Source organism: Serratia sp. CY33525, assembly GCF_052169115.1.
GTDB classification, from domain to species: domain Bacteria; phylum Pseudomonadota; class Gammaproteobacteria; order Enterobacterales; family Enterobacteriaceae; genus Serratia; species Serratia sarumanii.
Genome location: NZ_JBJNLK010000001.1, coordinates 530,347 through 544,365 on the forward strand (window position 1 = coordinate 530,347; position 14,019 = coordinate 544,365).

Sequence of the window (14,019 nt, forward strand, 5' to 3'; positions counted from 1 at the left end):
GCTACAGAGCCGGGACATCCAAGGAGAAAGTATGAGCTATGCCCCACCTCGCAGCGGCCTCAGCGCCGATCAGGCACTCGATCAACTGGAAGCCCTGTATGACGCCGCGGTAGACGCGCTGCGTCAGGCGGTCAGCGACTTTATCAGCCACGGCACGCTGCCGGATGCGCAGGCGCGCGCCGCCGGGCTGTTCGTGTATCCCGAGCTGCGCGTCAGCTGGGACGGGCAGCAATCCGGCCCGAACAAAACCCGCGCCTTCGGCCGCTTTACCCATCCCGGCAGCTACAGCACCACCGTGACCCGGCCGCAGCTGTTCCGCCATTATCTGGCCGAACAGCTGGCGATGCTGGAGCACGATTATGCCGCCCATATCGAAGTGGCGCCGTCGCAGCAGGAGATCCCATTCCCTTACGTGATCGACGGCTCCAGCCTGGCGCTCGATCGCTCGATGAGCGCCGGCATCGCGCAGCATTTCCCCACCACCGAGCTGGCGCAGATCGGTGACGAGACCGCCGACGGCCTGTACCACGCCACCGACAGCCATTTCCCGCTGTCGCATTTCGATGCGCTGCGCGCGGATTTCTCGCTGGCGCGGCTGCGGCACTACACCGGCACGCCGGTGGAACACTTCCAGCCGTTCGTGCTGTTCACCAACTACACCCGCTATGTAGATGAGTTCGTGCGCTGGGCCTGCGCCCAGATCGCCGATCCGGCCAGCCCCTACATCGCCCTCTCCAGCGCCGGCGGCACCTACATCACGCCGGAAACCCGCGCCCCGGAGCAGGCAGTGTCCGATCTGGCGTGGAAAAACCACCAGATGCCGGCCTATCACCTGATCTCGCGCACCGGCCAGGGCATTACGCTGATCAACATCGGCGTCGGCCCGTCCAACGCCAAAACCATCTGCGATCACCTGGCGGTGCTGCGCCCGAGCGCCTGGCTGATGATCGGCCACTGCGGCGGCCTGCGCGAAAGCCAGAAGATCGGCGATTATGTGCTGGCCCACGCCTATCTGCGCGACGATCACGTGCTGGATGCGGTGCTGCCGCCGGATATTCCGATCCCGAGCATCGCCGAGGTGCAGCGCGCCCTGTACGACGCCACCAAGATGGTCAGCGGCATGCCCGGCGAAGAGGTCAAACAGCGTTTGCGCACCGGCACCGTGGTCACCACCGACGATCGCAACTGGGAGCTGCGCTATTCCGCTTCGGCGCGGCGCTTCAACCTCAGCCGCGCGGTGGCGGTCGACATGGAGAGCGCCACCATCGCCGCCCAGGGTTACCGCTTCCGGGTGCCGTACGGCACGCTGCTGTGCGTCTCCGACAAACCGTTGCACGGCGAAATAAAACTGCCGGGCCAGGCCAACCGCTTCTACGAAGGAGCGATCTCCGAGCACCTGCAGATCGGCATCTGCGCCATCGATCTGCTGCGCGCCGAGGGCGATCGCCTGCACTCGCGCAAGCTGCGCACCTTCAACGAGCCGCCGTTCCGGTAACGTCAGGCCCGCTGCGGCGGGCCATTTTTTCCTTAACGCACCAACGCCAGCGCGCGCTTCTCCTGGCTGCGGCCGCCGGCGATCGACAGCAGCAGGTCTTTGACCAGCAGCGCCGGGGCGGACAGCGCCTGTTGGCCCGACATGCACAGCGACAGCGGCACCGACATCGTCGGCGCATTGATGCGCGCCATCCAGGCCTTGGCCGGGCCGATCATCGCGCGCGCCACCGATTCCGGCAGCACGGTCGCCCCCAGCCCGCTGGCGATCGCGGCGCTCAGTGCGCCCGAGGATTCGATCTCCCCCACCACGTTGACAGCCAGCTTGCGCAGCGCCATCGCCTCTTCCAGCTGATTGCGCACCGCATCGCCCTCGCGCGGCAGGAACAGGTTTAGCCGCGCCACGTCCAGCAGCTCGACGCTGTTGCCAGGATGCGGCACCGCGCGCGTCGCCACCAGATAAAGATCTTCTCGCATCAGCGCGATGGCGTGCAGCCCGGCGGGCATTTTGGCGCCGTAGACCATCGCCATGTCCAGCGTCTGGTTAGCCACCTGCCCGGCCAGCGCCGCGCCGCCGTTTTCATGCAGGCTGAGCAGGATACCCGGCTGCTGATCGCGCAGGCTCTGCAGCAGCGGCAACGCCAGCTGCGCCGCGGTGCTGCCCGACGCCAGCCCGAGAGACACCTGGCCGCTCATCGCCTGCCCGGCGCTGTTGACCGCACTCTGCGCCTGCTCGCACTGGCGCAGAATGGTTTGCGCGTGGGCATACAGAATGTTGCCGGCCTCGGTCGGCTGCACGCCGCGCTTGGTGCGGATCAGCAGCTGTTGCTTCAGCTCCCCCTCCAGCGTCGCCAGCTGCTGGCTGAGCGCCGGCTGGGCGATGTGCAACACCTCCGCCGCCTGGGTCAGGCTGCCGATATCGACGATTTTCACGAAGTACTTCAGACGTCTGAAATTCATAGTGCCTCCAGCGAGCCGCTAAATTGAGAATGCCGAAATCCGGTCAGGCAACCACAGCAAGATCCAGGCCAGAGTCGGTAAACGGCCACGGAAGCGGGATATACGGCGGTCAACGGCCGTTCGCCGGGCGACGCGCGCCACCGCGCAGGGCAGCCGTTGCACCATCGGCAGGCAAATGCGCCAAACAATGGGCAATCCGGCGGCGCTGCGCGCGGGATAAGCGATAAAAGCGAGAAAAAGCAGCAGGTTGGGCAATCTTGCAGCAAACGAACGCGTCGGGCGTTTTCACGCTTTACAAGCCGCAACCGCCCCGCTATTATTCGCCCCGTTCACACGATTCCTCTGTAGTTCAGTCGGTAGAACGGCGGACTGTTAATCCGTATGTCACTGGTTCGAGTCCAGTCAGAGGAGCCATATTTAGAGAAGCCCGCTCAGGGAAACCCGAGCGGGCTTTTTGCTTTCTGCCGCCGTCAAAAGCTGCGTTTCGCCACCAGATAGGCGCCCGCCACCAGCAGCAGGGCGCCGAACAGCGCCGGCAGATTGTCTCGCAGCGCCGCCGGGCCGGCGCGGTAGACGTCCACCAGCAGCCCCATGCACAGCTGGCTGGCGACCAGGATCGAGATGGTGGCCGCCGCGCCCAGTTTTTGGTAGCCCAGGATGCCGGCGAACACGAACAGCGATCCCAACAGCCCCGGCAGCAGCATCCACCACCTGGCGGCGCCGGTCACTTCCACCACCGCGCCGAGGCCGTTTTTGGCCAGTAGCAACCCCACCAGCAGCAGCAAACCGACGCTGGAGTTGATCACCAGCGTGATAAGGATGGTCGAGACGCTTTCGGTAATGCGCACCATCAGCAGATTCTGCACCACCAGCCCCATTCCCGCCGCGATCAGCAGCAATATCATATTCATCGCCCTGTCTCCAGGATCAGCGCGCCGGCGGCGCCGTTCGCTCGTCGAGCGTCAGCTGCAGGAAAGTCAGATCCAGCCATTGGCCAAATTTGGCGCCCACCTGCTCCATGCGCCCCACCTCGCGGAACCCGAGCGCCAGATGCAGCTTAATCGAGGCCTGATTGCCGGATTCGATACCGGCCACCATCACGTGCTTGCCGATCTCCCGCGCCCGTGCGATCAGGGCGATCAACAGCGCTTTGCCAATCCCTTCACCGCGATGCGCCTGATGGACATACACCGAGTGTTCTACGGTATGGCGATAGCCGTCCCAGGCGCGCCAGTCGCCGAACGACGCGTAGCCGATCGCCTCGTCCGCGCCGTTCACCGCCACCAGCACCGGGTAGCCCGCCGCCTGCCGTTCGCCGATCCACGCCGCGCGGTTGGCCGCATCCACGGTTTGTTCATTCCAGATGGCGGTGCTGTTCAACACCGCGTCGTTATAGATGGCGGCAATCGCCGCGCTATCGTTGAGCGTCGCATTTCGTATAATCATGGTTTACCCCGGCCAATTGTCCACTATAATACTACGATATGAACATTAAATTAGACAATCTAAATCAGCTGATCGGCGCACGCATTCGCCTTGAACGCGAGGCGCGCCACTGGTCGCTGTCCGATCTGGCCGAGCAGGCGGGCGTCTCACGGGCGATGGTTCATAAGATCGAGCGCGGCGAGAGCAGCCCGACGGCGATGCTGCTGGCCCGGCTGGCGGGGGCGTTCGGCCTCAGCATGTCCAAGCTGATCGCCCGGGCGGAAACGCAGGAAGGCCGGCTGCTGCGCCGGGAAGATCAACCGGTTTGGGTCGATCCGGAGAGCGGCTACGTGCGGCGCCACGTGTCGCCGCGCACCGATCTGCCGCTCGATCTGGTGCGTATCGAACTGCCGGCCGGCGCGACGATCCCGATGCCGGCTTCGGTGTATGCCTTCAAGCGTCAGCTGATCTGGGTTTTATCCGGCGAGTTGGTCTTTGTGGAAGGTGACGCGCGCCATGACATGGCCGAGGGAGACTGCCTGGAGCTCGGCCCACCGGCGGACTGCCGCTTTGAAAACCAGAGCGATCAACCGTGCGTGTATATGGTGGCGGTGCTGAGCGCCGCCTGATGCCCCGCCCGCGCTAGCCCTGCGTCGGCCGGTTATAGCCGGCGCGGAAAAACTTCTCCGCCAGCCGGCTGTCGCCGCCGGAAAAAAACTCGCTCATCGGCTCGCTGCCGAGGCCATAGGCGCGGCTCAGCTGCCCGGCTTCGAACGCCGCCCGATTCTCGTCGCCGCAGCGCTGCGCTAAATGGTGCGCATAGCCGAGCACAAAGCCGCGCTTGTAGTCGGAGCAAAAGCGCGACAGCTCCGTCTCCGGCTTCAGGTTCTCCGCCTTTAGCCCCGCCAACAGCCCTTTGCCAAAATGGTCACCCACGGTTTCCTCCTCATTACGCCATCGCTATATAACAAAATATACAGCGAATGAGCGAACGAGAACATACTCCCTAAGTTTTACTCGCCGCATAAAAAAGGCCCGCCAAGCGGGCCTGAGGGTAAGCGGGCAATCACAGCGTGAAATTCAGCCCTTCGCTGACGGTTTTGCCCAGCGGCAGGCGGCCCGACGGCGCCTCTTTTTCCTGCAGGAAATCTGGCAGGCGGGCCTTGTCGCCCGGTTTGCCGATCGCCACCATGGCGTGCACCGCATAGTCGTCCGGCAGCTGCAGCGCCGCTTTGATCTTGTCGTGGTGAATGCCGCTCATGCAGTGGGTCAGCCAGCCTTTCAGGTGCGCCTGATGCGCCAGGCTGGCCCAGGCGGCGCCGGTATCGAACGCGTGGGTCGGGTTGTCCACCAGCCGTTCGCCGTTCAGGCTGGTGGTTTTGGAGACGATCACCACCAGCGCCGAGGCATGCTGCGCCCAGCCGCGGTTGAAGTCGATCAGGAATTCCAAGTAGTTCTCCCAGCTGTCGGAACCGTGCTTGCTGTAGGCAAAGCGCCACGGCTGAATGTTGTAGGCCGAAGGCGACCAGCGCGCCGCTTCAAAAAAGCTCAGCAGCGTTTGATCGTCGATGGCGTCGTTGGCCATCGCGCGCGGCGACCAGCGTTCGATAAATTGCGCATCAATCGGATAATCGGAAGTTCTTGGCTGGCTCATGATAGGTTCTCGCAGTGAAGTAAAAACAAAAGTTCGCTGATATTCCCACAGCTTAGGACGATAAAACTTTTATTTCGTGCCATTGCCCTGCGGCAGTTCCTGCTGCAGCCAGGCGAGAAACGCCCTGACCGGCGGATGCCGCTCGCGCCCCGGCGCGCACAGCACGCTGTACGCGGCGCCCGGTACGCGCACCTCCGGCCGGTACGCCACCAGCAGACCGTTGTCCACCATATCGGACACCATCACCGAGCTGGCGAGCACCATCCCCTGCCCGGCCACCGCCGCCTGCAGGGCGTAATGCTCCTCGTGATAGCTGCGCATCGCCGCATGGCGCTGCCACCAGTCCACGCCGGCGGCCAGGCACCAGTCGCGCCAGCCGCTGTCGTACAGCGCCGAATCCCCCCATTTGACGGTGATCAGCACCGGGTTTTCCGGCTCGGCGGCGGCCAGCTCCGGCGCCGCGTAGACGCCAAAGCTTTCCTCCAGCCGCGCCGTCTGATGCAGCGCGGGATACTGCGCGCGGCTGTAGCGCACCGCCACGTCCACGCTGGCGTCCTGCTGCAGATCGATCACCTCGGCGCAGGCCTCCAGGCGCACCAGATAGTGCGGGTACGCCTGGTAGAAACGCCCCAGGCGCGGCACCAGCCACAGCGCCGCGAAAGAGTGCGTGACCGAGACGCACAGCGATCCTGTGCTGGGCTGCGGCCGCAGGCCCTCGAGCGTGGCGGCGACGTCCAGCAGCGCGCCGTGCACCCCGGCAAACAGCGTTTCGCCTTTCGGCGTCAGCCGCACGCCGCGCGGCACCCGCTCGAACAGCGCAAACCCCAACTGCTGTTCCAGCGCTTTGATCTGGTGCGAAATCGCCGTCGGCGTCACCGCCAGCTCGGCCGCCGCCAGCTTGAAGCTGCGCAGGCGAGCGGCAGATTCAAAGGTGCGTAATGCGTTGACGGGCAGCGTGGCGAACATGGCGAAACCTCTAGAGATGAGTTGAGCTCATCCTGGCAGAAAAGCCGTCATTTGTCGCCTGCCACTAGTTGTTTCTAGAGTAGGGCTGAATTCACTTCATACCGAGGAACATGACATGAATACAACTCATCAATCCAAACGTCTGGTGGTGCTGGTCGGCAGCCCGCGCCGCGACGGCAACAGCGCCACGCTGGCGCAGGCGATCATGGCGGGCGCCGCCGAAGCCGGCACGTCCGCCAGCCTGCATTTTCTCGATGATTACCTGAGCGGTTTTCTGAGCGATGAACGCCACACGCCGCCACCGGCCGATCGCTACGCCGAGCTGTTTCTGGAGCACTTCCTGCCGGCCGACGGCGCGGTATTCTGCACGCCGATTTACTGGTACGGCATGTCGGCGCAAACCAAGGCCTTTTTCGATCGCTCGTTCAGCTTCTATTCCAATGCCTACCCTCAGGCGGAACAGGTGCACCAACGCATGAGCGGCAAACGCATCGGGCTGGCGGTGGCGTCGGAAGAGACCTACCCCGGCGCGGCGCTGGGCATCGTGCATCAGCTCCAGGAATTCAGCCGCTACACCCATTCCTCGTTCGTCGGCGTGGTGCACGGCGCCGGCAATCAGCGCGGCGAGATCGCCCGCGATCCGCGCAACCCGCTGCAGGCCGCCCGCGAGTTGGGGCGCGAGTTTTTCACTCGCCCCTATTCGGATTATCAGATGGACAGCCCGCGCAGCACGCAGGTGTGGGAGGAGTAAGCGCGGCGCCCGGAGGCAATTGCAAGCATAACGTTAGCATCTGTTCGAAGGCAGTCCCTGCTTTCATGACGTGATTTACTGGGACTACAAAGCCAAAGACATGTTGGGCGTTATTCAACGCCAGCGAAAAAACCGGCCACAGCTACTGAGGGTAATCGTCAACCTGCAAATGCCGGTGGCTGGAGAATAGCGTAACAGCGCCGCCGCTTGGCATTGATGGGGTTTTGTTATAACGTATCATAACTTTAGCCAAAGGAAGACGACGATGAAAATCCAGCTGTCGCTGCTGTTTCTCTGCCTGCTGGCCGGCAAGGCCGCGGCGTTTCAGTCGAAAGTGCCCGAACCGCGCCCGGAACAGGCGCGCGCGGCGGAACAAAACATCGAAAATCTGTTTTACGGCTTTCACGCCATGGACGCCCAGCCGGTGAACATCGGCAGCTGCGCGGCTGTGCCGGTGGCGGGATGCCAATGCGCGTTCTGCACCCAGCTGCGGCAGGCCGGGCGCTGAGCCGCCCCCCTTATTCAATTCAACTCAGCGCATACTGCACGATCAGCTGCCCCTTCTTCATCTTTACGCCGGTGATAGCGATCGCGCCCACCTCGCCCAGCGCGGCGACATGGGTGCCACCGCAGCCGTAGGCGGGCAGTTCGCCGAAACCGACCTGGCGCATCCCGTCCACCGCCAGTTGGCGGCGCGGCAGATCGGCGGCGATCAAGCGCGCCAGCTCCGCCTGCAAAAAGTCCGCTTCTATCGTCTGCGCATCCGGCCCTGGCGCGAACGTGATGCGCCCCTCCCCCGGCCAATGATGCGCCTTGACCGGCCGCCAGCCTCGGGTTTCTCCCAGCCAACCGATCAGATGCCCGCCGGAGTGCCAGCGGGCGTGCAGGCGGCGCTGCGCTTCATCGATTTGCATCGTAACCGGCCCGAGCGGCAGCGGCGCGGCGGTAAAGTGCAGCACGGTATCCCCCTGCTGCTGCACCCGCAGCACGGCGACGCCGCCTAACGTCCCCACGTCGGACGGCTGGCCGCCGCCCTGTGGGTGGAACAGCGTGGCGTCCAGCTCTACGGCGTAGGCGCCCGCCTCGGCCGGCGCGCAGCTCAACACCTGCGCCTGGCCCTGTACATCGTCGCTGTAGTAATAACGTCGTTCGGTCATCATTTTTCTCCTCGGTTCGAAGAGCCATTATATTCATGTCATAATCGAGGGATAATCCGCCGCCATCACAATGGACCTTTGCGTCATGAGCACAAATCTTTCTTACGCGCTGTTGCCTGAAATGGCCGTTTTCGTTCAGGTGGTAGAGAGCGGCAGCTTTTCCGCCGCCGCCCGCAAGCTGGATACTTCGCCTTCCGCCGTCAGCCGCAGCGTGGCAAGGCTCGAGCAGGCGCTGGCGCTGCAGCTGTTGCACCGCACCACCCGCAAACTGCGGCTGAGCGAAAGCGGCGAAGAGGCATTTGCGCACTGCCGCACCCTGCTGACGGCCGCCGACGCGGTTATGGCGATCGGCGGGCGCGGCGCCGCGGAGCCCGAAGGATTGGTCAGCGTCAGCGTGCCCAAGGCGGTGGGGCGCTTCGTGCTGCATCCGCACATGCCGGAGTTCCTGCGCCGCTACCCGAAGGTGGACGTGCGGCTGCGGCTGGAAGATCGCTACATGGATCTGATCGACGATCGGGTCGATCTGGCGCTGCGCATTACCGATCGCCCATCGCCCGGATTGATCGGCCGCCAGTTGATGAGAATAGACCATCTGCTGTGCGCCACGCCGCACTACCTGGCGCAGCACGGCACGCCGCAGCACCCGCACGATCTGGCGGCGCACAGCTGCATCTATCTGGGTGAAACGCCGAGCGACGCACAATGGAAGTTCCGCCGCAGCGGCAAAACGGTGACGGTCAACGTGCGCGGCCGCTACGCCGCCAACCACACCGGCGTGCGGCTGGACGCGGTGAAACAGCATATCGGCATCGGCAGCCTGCCGTATTTTACCGCCCGCCAGGCGCTCGATGACGGCGAGATCGTGCAGGTGTTGCCGGCGTGGGATTTCCTCAGCAGCTATCACGGCGGCCTGTGGTTGCTTTACGCGCCCAACCAGTATCTGCCGCCCAAACTGCGGGTGTTTATCGACTATCTCGTCGCCTGCCTGGCGCAGGAGCCGCAGCTAAAGCGCCTTGCGTAGCGTGATGTTGATGCGGTGCGGCCCCACCAACGAGTGATAGCCTTCCTTGACCGGCAGGATGCCGTGAAAACAGAGCCGCGATGGGCCGCCCCACACCACCACGTCGCCGTGCGCCAGCGGGATGCGCCGCGCCCGGTCGCTGCGTTGCAGCCCGCCGAACTGAAATACCGCCGGCAGCCCGAGCGACACCGAGACGATGGGGGCGCCGAAGTCGTGCTCGTCTTTATCCTGATGCAGCGACAGCTTGCTGCCCGGATCGTAGCGGTTCATCAGGCAGGAATCCGGCACGAAGCGGCCGAAGCTCGCCTGCTGCGCGGCTTCGTCCGCCAGCGCCATCAGGATGGGGGGAATGGCCGGCCAGCGTTTGCCGCTGCGCGCGTCGCGTTCCGAATAGCGGTAACCGCGGCTGTCGCTGGTCCAGCCGTTGCCGCACCAGCTCATCGCCACCGACATCACGTGCCCGCCGGGGGTGGTCAAATGCCGCCACGGCACCTGGGCGACGACGCCCTGCACCGCCGCGAGCAGTTCCGGCCCGTGATCGCGCACGAAGCCGTGCATCACCACCGCGCCGGGGGCGATTTCTTCGCGCCACGGCGGCGGCAGCGCGTCTTCAAAAAGATCGATTGTCATCGCCAAAGCCTGTATGAATACACAGTAATTATTGTAACCCGCCGCCGCCGATTGTCCAGCGCCCGGCAACGCCATTGTCGTTGGCGGCAAATTTCTCTACAGTAGCCGCCATAAAATCAATCACTCACCAGGAATGCGTGTGATTAAAGGCATTACTCTTTCGGTCGTCGCCTCCATCTTGTTCGGCGCGATGTATTACTTCACCTCTACCCTCACCCCGCTGAACGGCGAGCAGGTCTACGGCTGGCGCACGCTGCTGACGCTGCCGTTCCTGACGCTGTTTATGGCGCTGTCCGGCGATTGGCGCAAAGTGGGCGACACGCTGGGCTGGATCGGCCAACGGCCGCAGCGCCTGCTGGGCCTGCTGCTCACCTCGGCGCTGCTGGGGGTGCAGCTGTGGCTGTTCCTGTGGGCGCCGCTGCACGGCAAGGCGCTCGACGTGTCGCTCGGCTATTTTCTGCTGCCGCTGACCATGGTGCTGGCGGGCCGTTTGATCTACCGCGATCGGCTGTCGCTGCTGCAAAAGCTGGCGGTGGCGTGCGCCATGGTGGGGGTGGGCAATGAGCTGTATCAGGCGGGCGGCGTCTCGTGGCCGACGCTGGTAGTGGCGCTGGGCTATCCGCTCTACTTTATTTTGCGGCGGCGTTTCGGCACCGACAATCTCGGCGGGCTGTGGTGCGAACTGGCGCTGATGCTGCCGGCGGCGGCCTGGTTCGCCTTCGGCGACGGCGGCGCGGCGGCGTTGCCGACCAATGCCGAGCTGTATTGGCGCATTCCGCTGCTCGGCGTCATCAGCGCCGTGGCGCTGGTGTGTTACATCCTCGCCAGCCGCCTGCTGCCTTTCAGCCTGTTCGGCCTGCTGAGCTATGTGGAACCGGTGCTGCTGGTGATCGTCGCGCTGCTGCTCGGCGAGAGCATCGGCCAAAGCGAATGGCCAACCTATCTGGCGATCTGGCTGGCGGTGCTGCTGCTGGCGGCGGAAGGTGCGCAGCACCTGCTGCGCCGCCAGCGGGTCTGACTCAGGCGGCCAGCGTGGCGCCGCCGTCGATCACGATATCCTGCATAGTGATGTGGCTGGCCAAATCGGAGGCCAGGAACAACACCGCATTGGCGATTTCGTCCGGGCGGGCGATTTTGCCGAGCGGGATCCCCAGCTTGAACATCTCGGGGAAACCGGCGATGGTGCGTTGCTGCGCATCGTCGGTCTGCCACATGCCGCGCTGCATCGGCGTGTCGGTCGAGCCCGGCGACACCAGATTGCAGCGCACGCCGAACGGCGCCATCTCCAGCCCCACGCAGTGGTTCAGGCTGGTCAGCGCCGCCTTGGAGGCGCAGTAGGCCGCCATCTGCGTGCGCGGCACGTGCGCGGCGTTGGAGCCGATGCTGACGATCGCCCCGCTGCGCTGCGCCTTGAAGTGCGGCAGCACGGCGCGGAACAGGTAAAACGCCCCCGAGGCGTTGACGTTGATGCACTGATGCCAGTCATCCACGCTCAAATCTTCGGTATTGCCCATGCGCAGAATGCCGGCGGCGTTGACCAACACGTCCAGTTTTGGGTTCTCCGCCAGCTGTTGGCGGCACACCGCCTCCACCTGCTCCGGCCGGCTGATGTCCAGCGTCACGCAAGGGTAAGGCAGATCCGGGTTGGCGAACTCGCGGTCAAATCCCACCACCTCGGCGCCCTGCGTCAAAAAATGCCGGGCGATCTGCTCGCCGATGCCGCGCGCCGCGCCGGTCACCCACACGCGTTTGCCGGTGAAATCCATCTGAATGCTCATGCGCGCACCGCCATCCGGGCGCACAGCCGGGTCATGTTGTTGTTCATCGTTGTCTCCTGCGAAAGCGTATGACGCGGCGCGCACTGCGCCGCAAAGAGGCCTACAGCGCGCCGCTGTTCAGGCCGAAAGCGTTGAGCATGGTGCCCAGTTTGGCGGCGGTTTCCATCCACTCGGCCTGCGGCGTCGAGGCGGCGACGATGCCCGCGCCGGCGAACAGCCGCACCCGGTTGCCGCGCAGCAGGCCGCTGCGGATGACGATCGCCCACTCGCCGTCGCCGTTGGCGTCGCACCAGCCGACAATGCCGCTGAACAGGCCGCGATCGTGCGGTTCCAGATCGGCGATCAGTTGGCGGGCGCTCTCGGTCGGGAAGCCGCACAGCGCCGGCGTCGGATGCAGCAGGCAGGCCAGTTGCATCACATTGAGATTCGGGTTCAGCAGTTCGCCGCGAATGCGGGTGGACAGGTGCCACATGGTGCCGGTGCTGAGCAGCGACGGGCCGCTGGGCACGCTCAGGCTGGCGCACAGCGGCGCCAGGTGGCGGCGAATGTCGTCGATCACCAGCTTGTGTTCGTATTTGTCTTTGGTCGAGCGCATCAGGCGCTCGCTGCCGAGGCGATCCTGCTGCGGATCGTCCTGACGGCGCGCCGAGCCCGCCAGCGGATTGGTGTGGATCTCGCCGCCCTGCTTGCGGATCAGCAGCTCCGGGCTGGCGCCGATCAGCACGCCGCCATCGGCCAGCGGCAGGGAAAAGTGGTAACCGGTCGGGTTCTGCACCATCAGGTTATTGAGGATCTGGTGGCCCGCCACCGGCTGCTCCAGCTCAATGTCGAGGATGCGCGACAGCACCGCCTTGTCCAGCTTGCCTTGTTTAAAGCGGCTGACCGCTTCCGCCACCGCGTGCTTGAAGCGCGGCTCGTCCGGAATGCTGGTGCAGGCGGCCAGGCGATGCGGCTGTTGCAGCATCGGGCGCGCGGCGCGGGTAAAACTGTCGTTGGCGACAAACTGTAAACTTTCAGGCACGTACAGGCTGGAAGGCCGGCGCGTATCGAACGGAATGGCGCCCACCACCACCGGCGTCTCCTGGCCGGCGGATTTGGCGCGCGCCAGCGCCTGGCGGATATGCTGCGCCAGCGCGCTGCCTTCCTGCTCGCCGCCGAACGCCGGCGTCTCGATACGCTCGAACACGCCACCGGCGGAGAGGGAACGGAATTCGGACCGGTACAAAAAGGTCGATTGTTCGGCGTACACAAACCCGGGGAAGGTTTGGTTTTCTGTCGTCAGTGTCGCCACAAGACCACTCCTTTGTTGCGCCTTACCAATGATAATGTTTATGCGAATAATTATCATTAGCTGTAAAAGGAGGATAAATTACACCGGATCCCCAGCGTGGGTCAATCTCCGATGAATGAATCTTTCCGCCCGCCGCGGCAAACCTGCGTTACGGCGAATAAAGAAATAACACACTGTTATTATTGGATTTTAGCAAAAGATAAAAGTCGTGACATCGTCACCTTTACGCCAAAAACGCCCGCTAAACCGGCGACCGGCGGGGCAATTTGGCGTCAGCGTCTTAAGCAACGTTAATACAAACGTCTGCCGCTGCGCATCCACGGCGACCATGCGCGCATCGAGAAAATCGAAGTAACAGCGCACCTGCGGATACAGCGCCTTGAACAGGCTCTCTTTGGCGGAAAACGTCAGCGTCAGCAGTTCATTGAACGGCAGCGCCTCGCGCAGCAACGCCTCGCGCTCCGCCGGGGAAACGATCGCGCCCCACAACTCCTCCGCCCGCACGTCGGAGAGCAGCGTCTCCACATCCAACCCAACGCCGCCCAGCCCGCGCTCGCGGTGCACGGCGCACAGCGCGGTATCCGAATTATGGCTCAGCGCCCCGGCGATGCCCGGCGGCCACTGCGGCGCGCGATCTTCGCCGCGCGCCAGGGTGAAGTCGGCAAAACCGAGCGGCGCCAACAGTTGCCGCGCCAGAACACGCCCGGCCAGATACTCCGCGCGGCGCTTCGGCACCGCGCGCGCCAGATGTTCCGGCAGTGCAAAACCCGCCTCGGGAAAACTGTCGTCGCGATACTCCGCCAGCGTAAAATGGCAGCGCGCCACCTGGCCCGGATAGCCGGCCGGCGTGAAAAATTCGATATTGCGGATAAAAGTGGGCAACCGGCAGGAACCA

At 64.2% G+C, this 14,019-nt stretch carries 17 protein-coding genes and 1 tRNA gene; 7 read left to right on the plus strand and 11 right to left on the minus strand.

The window, feature by feature from the left end; all coding sequences use genetic code 11:
- The first annotated feature begins 31 nt into the window (after positions 1-31).
- On the plus strand, positions 32-1,495 hold the full coding sequence (locus ACJ8IM_RS02550; protein WP_033647909.1) for an AMP nucleosidase: 1,464 nt from the start codon (positions 32-34) through the stop codon (positions 1,493-1,495).
- Positions 1,496-1,527: 32 nt separating this feature from the next.
- Here the strand turns inward: ACJ8IM_RS02550 and nac are convergent, their stop codons facing one another.
- On the minus strand, positions 1,528-2,451 hold the full coding sequence (nac, locus tag ACJ8IM_RS02555) for a nitrogen assimilation transcriptional regulator NAC (protein WP_041035809.1): 924 nt from the start codon (positions 2,449-2,451) through the stop codon (positions 1,528-1,530).
- A 338-nt stretch (positions 2,452-2,789) separates the two neighbouring features.
- Between nac and ACJ8IM_RS02560 the strand changes: the two genes are divergently transcribed.
- Positions 2,790-2,865, plus strand: a tRNA-Asn gene (locus ACJ8IM_RS02560).
- Positions 2,866-2,921: 56 nt separating this feature from the next.
- On the opposite strand, the gene ACJ8IM_RS02565 is transcribed toward ACJ8IM_RS02560, so the two are convergent.
- Positions 2,922-3,362, minus strand: coding sequence for a DMT family transporter (locus ACJ8IM_RS02565; protein WP_101455520.1), 441 nt, complete (start codon positions 3,360-3,362; stop codon positions 2,922-2,924).
- A gap of 16 nt (positions 3,363-3,378) precedes the next feature.
- Positions 3,379-3,897, minus strand: a complete 519-nt coding sequence (locus ACJ8IM_RS02570; RefSeq protein WP_033654908.1) for a GNAT family N-acetyltransferase — start codon at positions 3,895-3,897, stop codon at positions 3,379-3,381.
- A 38-nt stretch (positions 3,898-3,935) separates the two neighbouring features.
- Between ACJ8IM_RS02570 and ACJ8IM_RS02575 the strand changes: the two genes are divergently transcribed.
- Entirely contained in the window at positions 3,936-4,505 is a 570-nt protein-coding gene (locus tag ACJ8IM_RS02575; protein ID WP_041035812.1) for a helix-turn-helix domain-containing protein, read from the plus strand.
- Positions 4,506-4,518: 13 nt separating this feature from the next.
- Here the strand turns inward: ACJ8IM_RS02575 and ACJ8IM_RS02580 are convergent, their stop codons facing one another.
- The 3 genes from ACJ8IM_RS02580 to ACJ8IM_RS02590 all read right to left on the minus strand — a co-directional run bounded on the left by ACJ8IM_RS02580 (position 4,519) and on the right by ACJ8IM_RS02590 (position 6,496).
- Positions 4,519-4,812 carry a DUF2623 family protein gene (locus ACJ8IM_RS02580; protein WP_038878018.1) on the minus strand — a complete coding sequence of 98 codons (294 nt, stop codon included), beginning with the start codon at positions 4,810-4,812 and terminating at the stop codon, positions 4,519-4,521.
- A 130-nt stretch (positions 4,813-4,942) separates the two neighbouring features.
- Positions 4,943-5,530, minus strand: a complete 588-nt coding sequence (locus ACJ8IM_RS02585; RefSeq protein WP_033635168.1) for a nitroreductase family protein — start codon at positions 5,528-5,530, stop codon at positions 4,943-4,945.
- A 69-nt stretch (positions 5,531-5,599) separates the two neighbouring features.
- On the minus strand, positions 5,600-6,496 hold the full coding sequence (locus tag ACJ8IM_RS02590) for a LysR substrate-binding domain-containing protein (RefSeq protein WP_101455521.1): 897 nt from the start codon (positions 6,494-6,496) through the stop codon (positions 5,600-5,602).
- Positions 6,497-6,611: 115 nt separating this feature from the next.
- On the opposite strand from ACJ8IM_RS02590, the gene ACJ8IM_RS02595 reads away from it, so the two are divergent.
- Complete coding sequence (locus ACJ8IM_RS02595; protein WP_101427115.1) at positions 6,612-7,247, plus strand: flavodoxin family protein; 636 nt, start codon at positions 6,612-6,614, stop codon at positions 7,245-7,247.
- A gap of 265 nt (positions 7,248-7,512) precedes the next feature.
- Positions 7,513-7,755, plus strand: a complete 243-nt coding sequence (locus ACJ8IM_RS02600; RefSeq protein ID WP_033635174.1) for a hypothetical protein — start codon at positions 7,513-7,515, stop codon at positions 7,753-7,755.
- A gap of 19 nt (positions 7,756-7,774) precedes the next feature.
- On the opposite strand, the gene ACJ8IM_RS02605 is transcribed toward ACJ8IM_RS02600, so the two are convergent.
- Positions 7,775-8,404 carry a serine-tRNA(Ala) deacylase AlaX gene (locus ACJ8IM_RS02605; RefSeq protein WP_033654912.1) on the minus strand — a complete coding sequence of 210 codons (630 nt, stop codon included), beginning with the start codon at positions 8,402-8,404 and terminating at the stop codon, positions 7,775-7,777.
- A gap of 85 nt (positions 8,405-8,489) precedes the next feature.
- Between ACJ8IM_RS02605 and ACJ8IM_RS02610 the strand changes: the two genes are divergently transcribed.
- Positions 8,490-9,425: a LysR family transcriptional regulator gene (locus ACJ8IM_RS02610; protein WP_033654913.1), complete on the plus strand. Its 936-nt coding sequence runs from the start codon at positions 8,490-8,492 to the stop codon at positions 9,423-9,425.
- Here ACJ8IM_RS02610 and alkB read toward each other — a convergent pair.
- Positions 9,408-10,055: a DNA oxidative demethylase AlkB gene (gene alkB / locus ACJ8IM_RS02615; protein ID WP_033654914.1), complete on the minus strand. Its 648-nt coding sequence runs from the start codon at positions 10,053-10,055 to the stop codon at positions 9,408-9,410. The two genes, ACJ8IM_RS02610 and alkB, sit on opposite strands and share 18 nt — an antisense overlap.
- A gap of 139 nt (positions 10,056-10,194) precedes the next feature.
- On the opposite strand from alkB, the gene rarD reads away from it, so the two are divergent.
- Positions 10,195-11,073 (plus strand): EamA family transporter RarD, encoded by an 879-nt coding sequence (gene rarD, locus ACJ8IM_RS02620; RefSeq protein WP_033647922.1) that lies wholly within the window; start codon positions 10,195-10,197, stop codon positions 11,071-11,073.
- A gap of 1 nt (position 11,074) precedes the next feature.
- Here the strand turns inward: rarD and dhbA are convergent, their stop codons facing one another.
- From dhbA to ACJ8IM_RS02635, 3 genes are all read right to left on the minus strand, one after another.
- The gene (gene dhbA / locus ACJ8IM_RS02625; protein WP_033638538.1) at positions 11,075-11,833 is read right to left on the minus strand and encodes a 2,3-dihydro-2,3-dihydroxybenzoate dehydrogenase; all 759 of its coding nucleotides are present in this window, start codon (positions 11,831-11,833) and stop codon (positions 11,075-11,077) included.
- Between the two features lie 100 nt (positions 11,834-11,933).
- On the minus strand, positions 11,934-13,124 hold the full coding sequence (locus ACJ8IM_RS02630) for an isochorismate synthase (protein ID WP_033654915.1): 1,191 nt from the start codon (positions 13,122-13,124) through the stop codon (positions 11,934-11,936).
- Positions 13,125-13,313: 189 nt separating this feature from the next.
- Entirely contained in the window at positions 13,314-14,006 is a 693-nt protein-coding gene (locus tag ACJ8IM_RS02635; protein ID WP_033654916.1) for a 4'-phosphopantetheinyl transferase family protein, read from the minus strand.
- Positions 14,007-14,019 lie beyond the last annotated feature (13 nt).

What these genes read in the sequence shown, in the direction of transcription:
- ACJ8IM_RS02550 (WP_033647909.1), top strand. Translation starts at nt 32, where the DNA reads ATGAGCTATGCCCCACCTCGCAGCGGCCTCAGCGCCGATCAGGCACTC.
- nac (WP_041035809.1), bottom strand. Translation starts at nt 2,451, where the DNA reads ATGAATTTCAGACGTCTGAAGTACTTCGTGAAAATCGTCGATATCGGC.
- ACJ8IM_RS02565 (WP_101455520.1), bottom strand. Translation starts at nt 3,362, where the DNA reads ATGAATATGATATTGCTGCTGATCGCGGCGGGAATGGGGCTGGTGGTG.
- ACJ8IM_RS02570 (WP_033654908.1), bottom strand. Translation starts at nt 3,897, where the DNA reads ATGATTATACGAAATGCGACGCTCAACGATAGCGCGGCGATTGCCGCC.
- ACJ8IM_RS02575 (WP_041035812.1), top strand. Translation starts at nt 3,936, where the DNA reads ATGAACATTAAATTAGACAATCTAAATCAGCTGATCGGCGCACGCATT.
- ACJ8IM_RS02585 (WP_033635168.1), bottom strand. Translation starts at nt 5,530, where the DNA reads ATGAGCCAGCCAAGAACTTCCGATTATCCGATTGATGCGCAATTTATC.
- ACJ8IM_RS02590 (WP_101455521.1), bottom strand. Translation starts at nt 6,496, where the DNA reads ATGTTCGCCACGCTGCCCGTCAACGCATTACGCACCTTTGAATCTGCC.
- ACJ8IM_RS02595 (WP_101427115.1), top strand. Translation starts at nt 6,612, where the DNA reads ATGAATACAACTCATCAATCCAAACGTCTGGTGGTGCTGGTCGGCAGC.
- ACJ8IM_RS02600 (WP_033635174.1), top strand. Translation starts at nt 7,513, where the DNA reads ATGAAAATCCAGCTGTCGCTGCTGTTTCTCTGCCTGCTGGCCGGCAAG.
- ACJ8IM_RS02605 (WP_033654912.1), bottom strand. Translation starts at nt 8,404, where the DNA reads ATGACCGAACGACGTTATTACTACAGCGACGATGTACAGGGCCAGGCG.
- ACJ8IM_RS02610 (WP_033654913.1), top strand. Translation starts at nt 8,490, where the DNA reads ATGAGCACAAATCTTTCTTACGCGCTGTTGCCTGAAATGGCCGTTTTC.
- alkB (WP_033654914.1), bottom strand. Translation starts at nt 10,055, where the DNA reads ATGACAATCGATCTTTTTGAAGACGCGCTGCCGCCGCCGTGGCGCGAA.
- dhbA (WP_033638538.1), bottom strand. Translation starts at nt 11,833, where the DNA reads ATGAGCATTCAGATGGATTTCACCGGCAAACGCGTGTGGGTGACCGGC.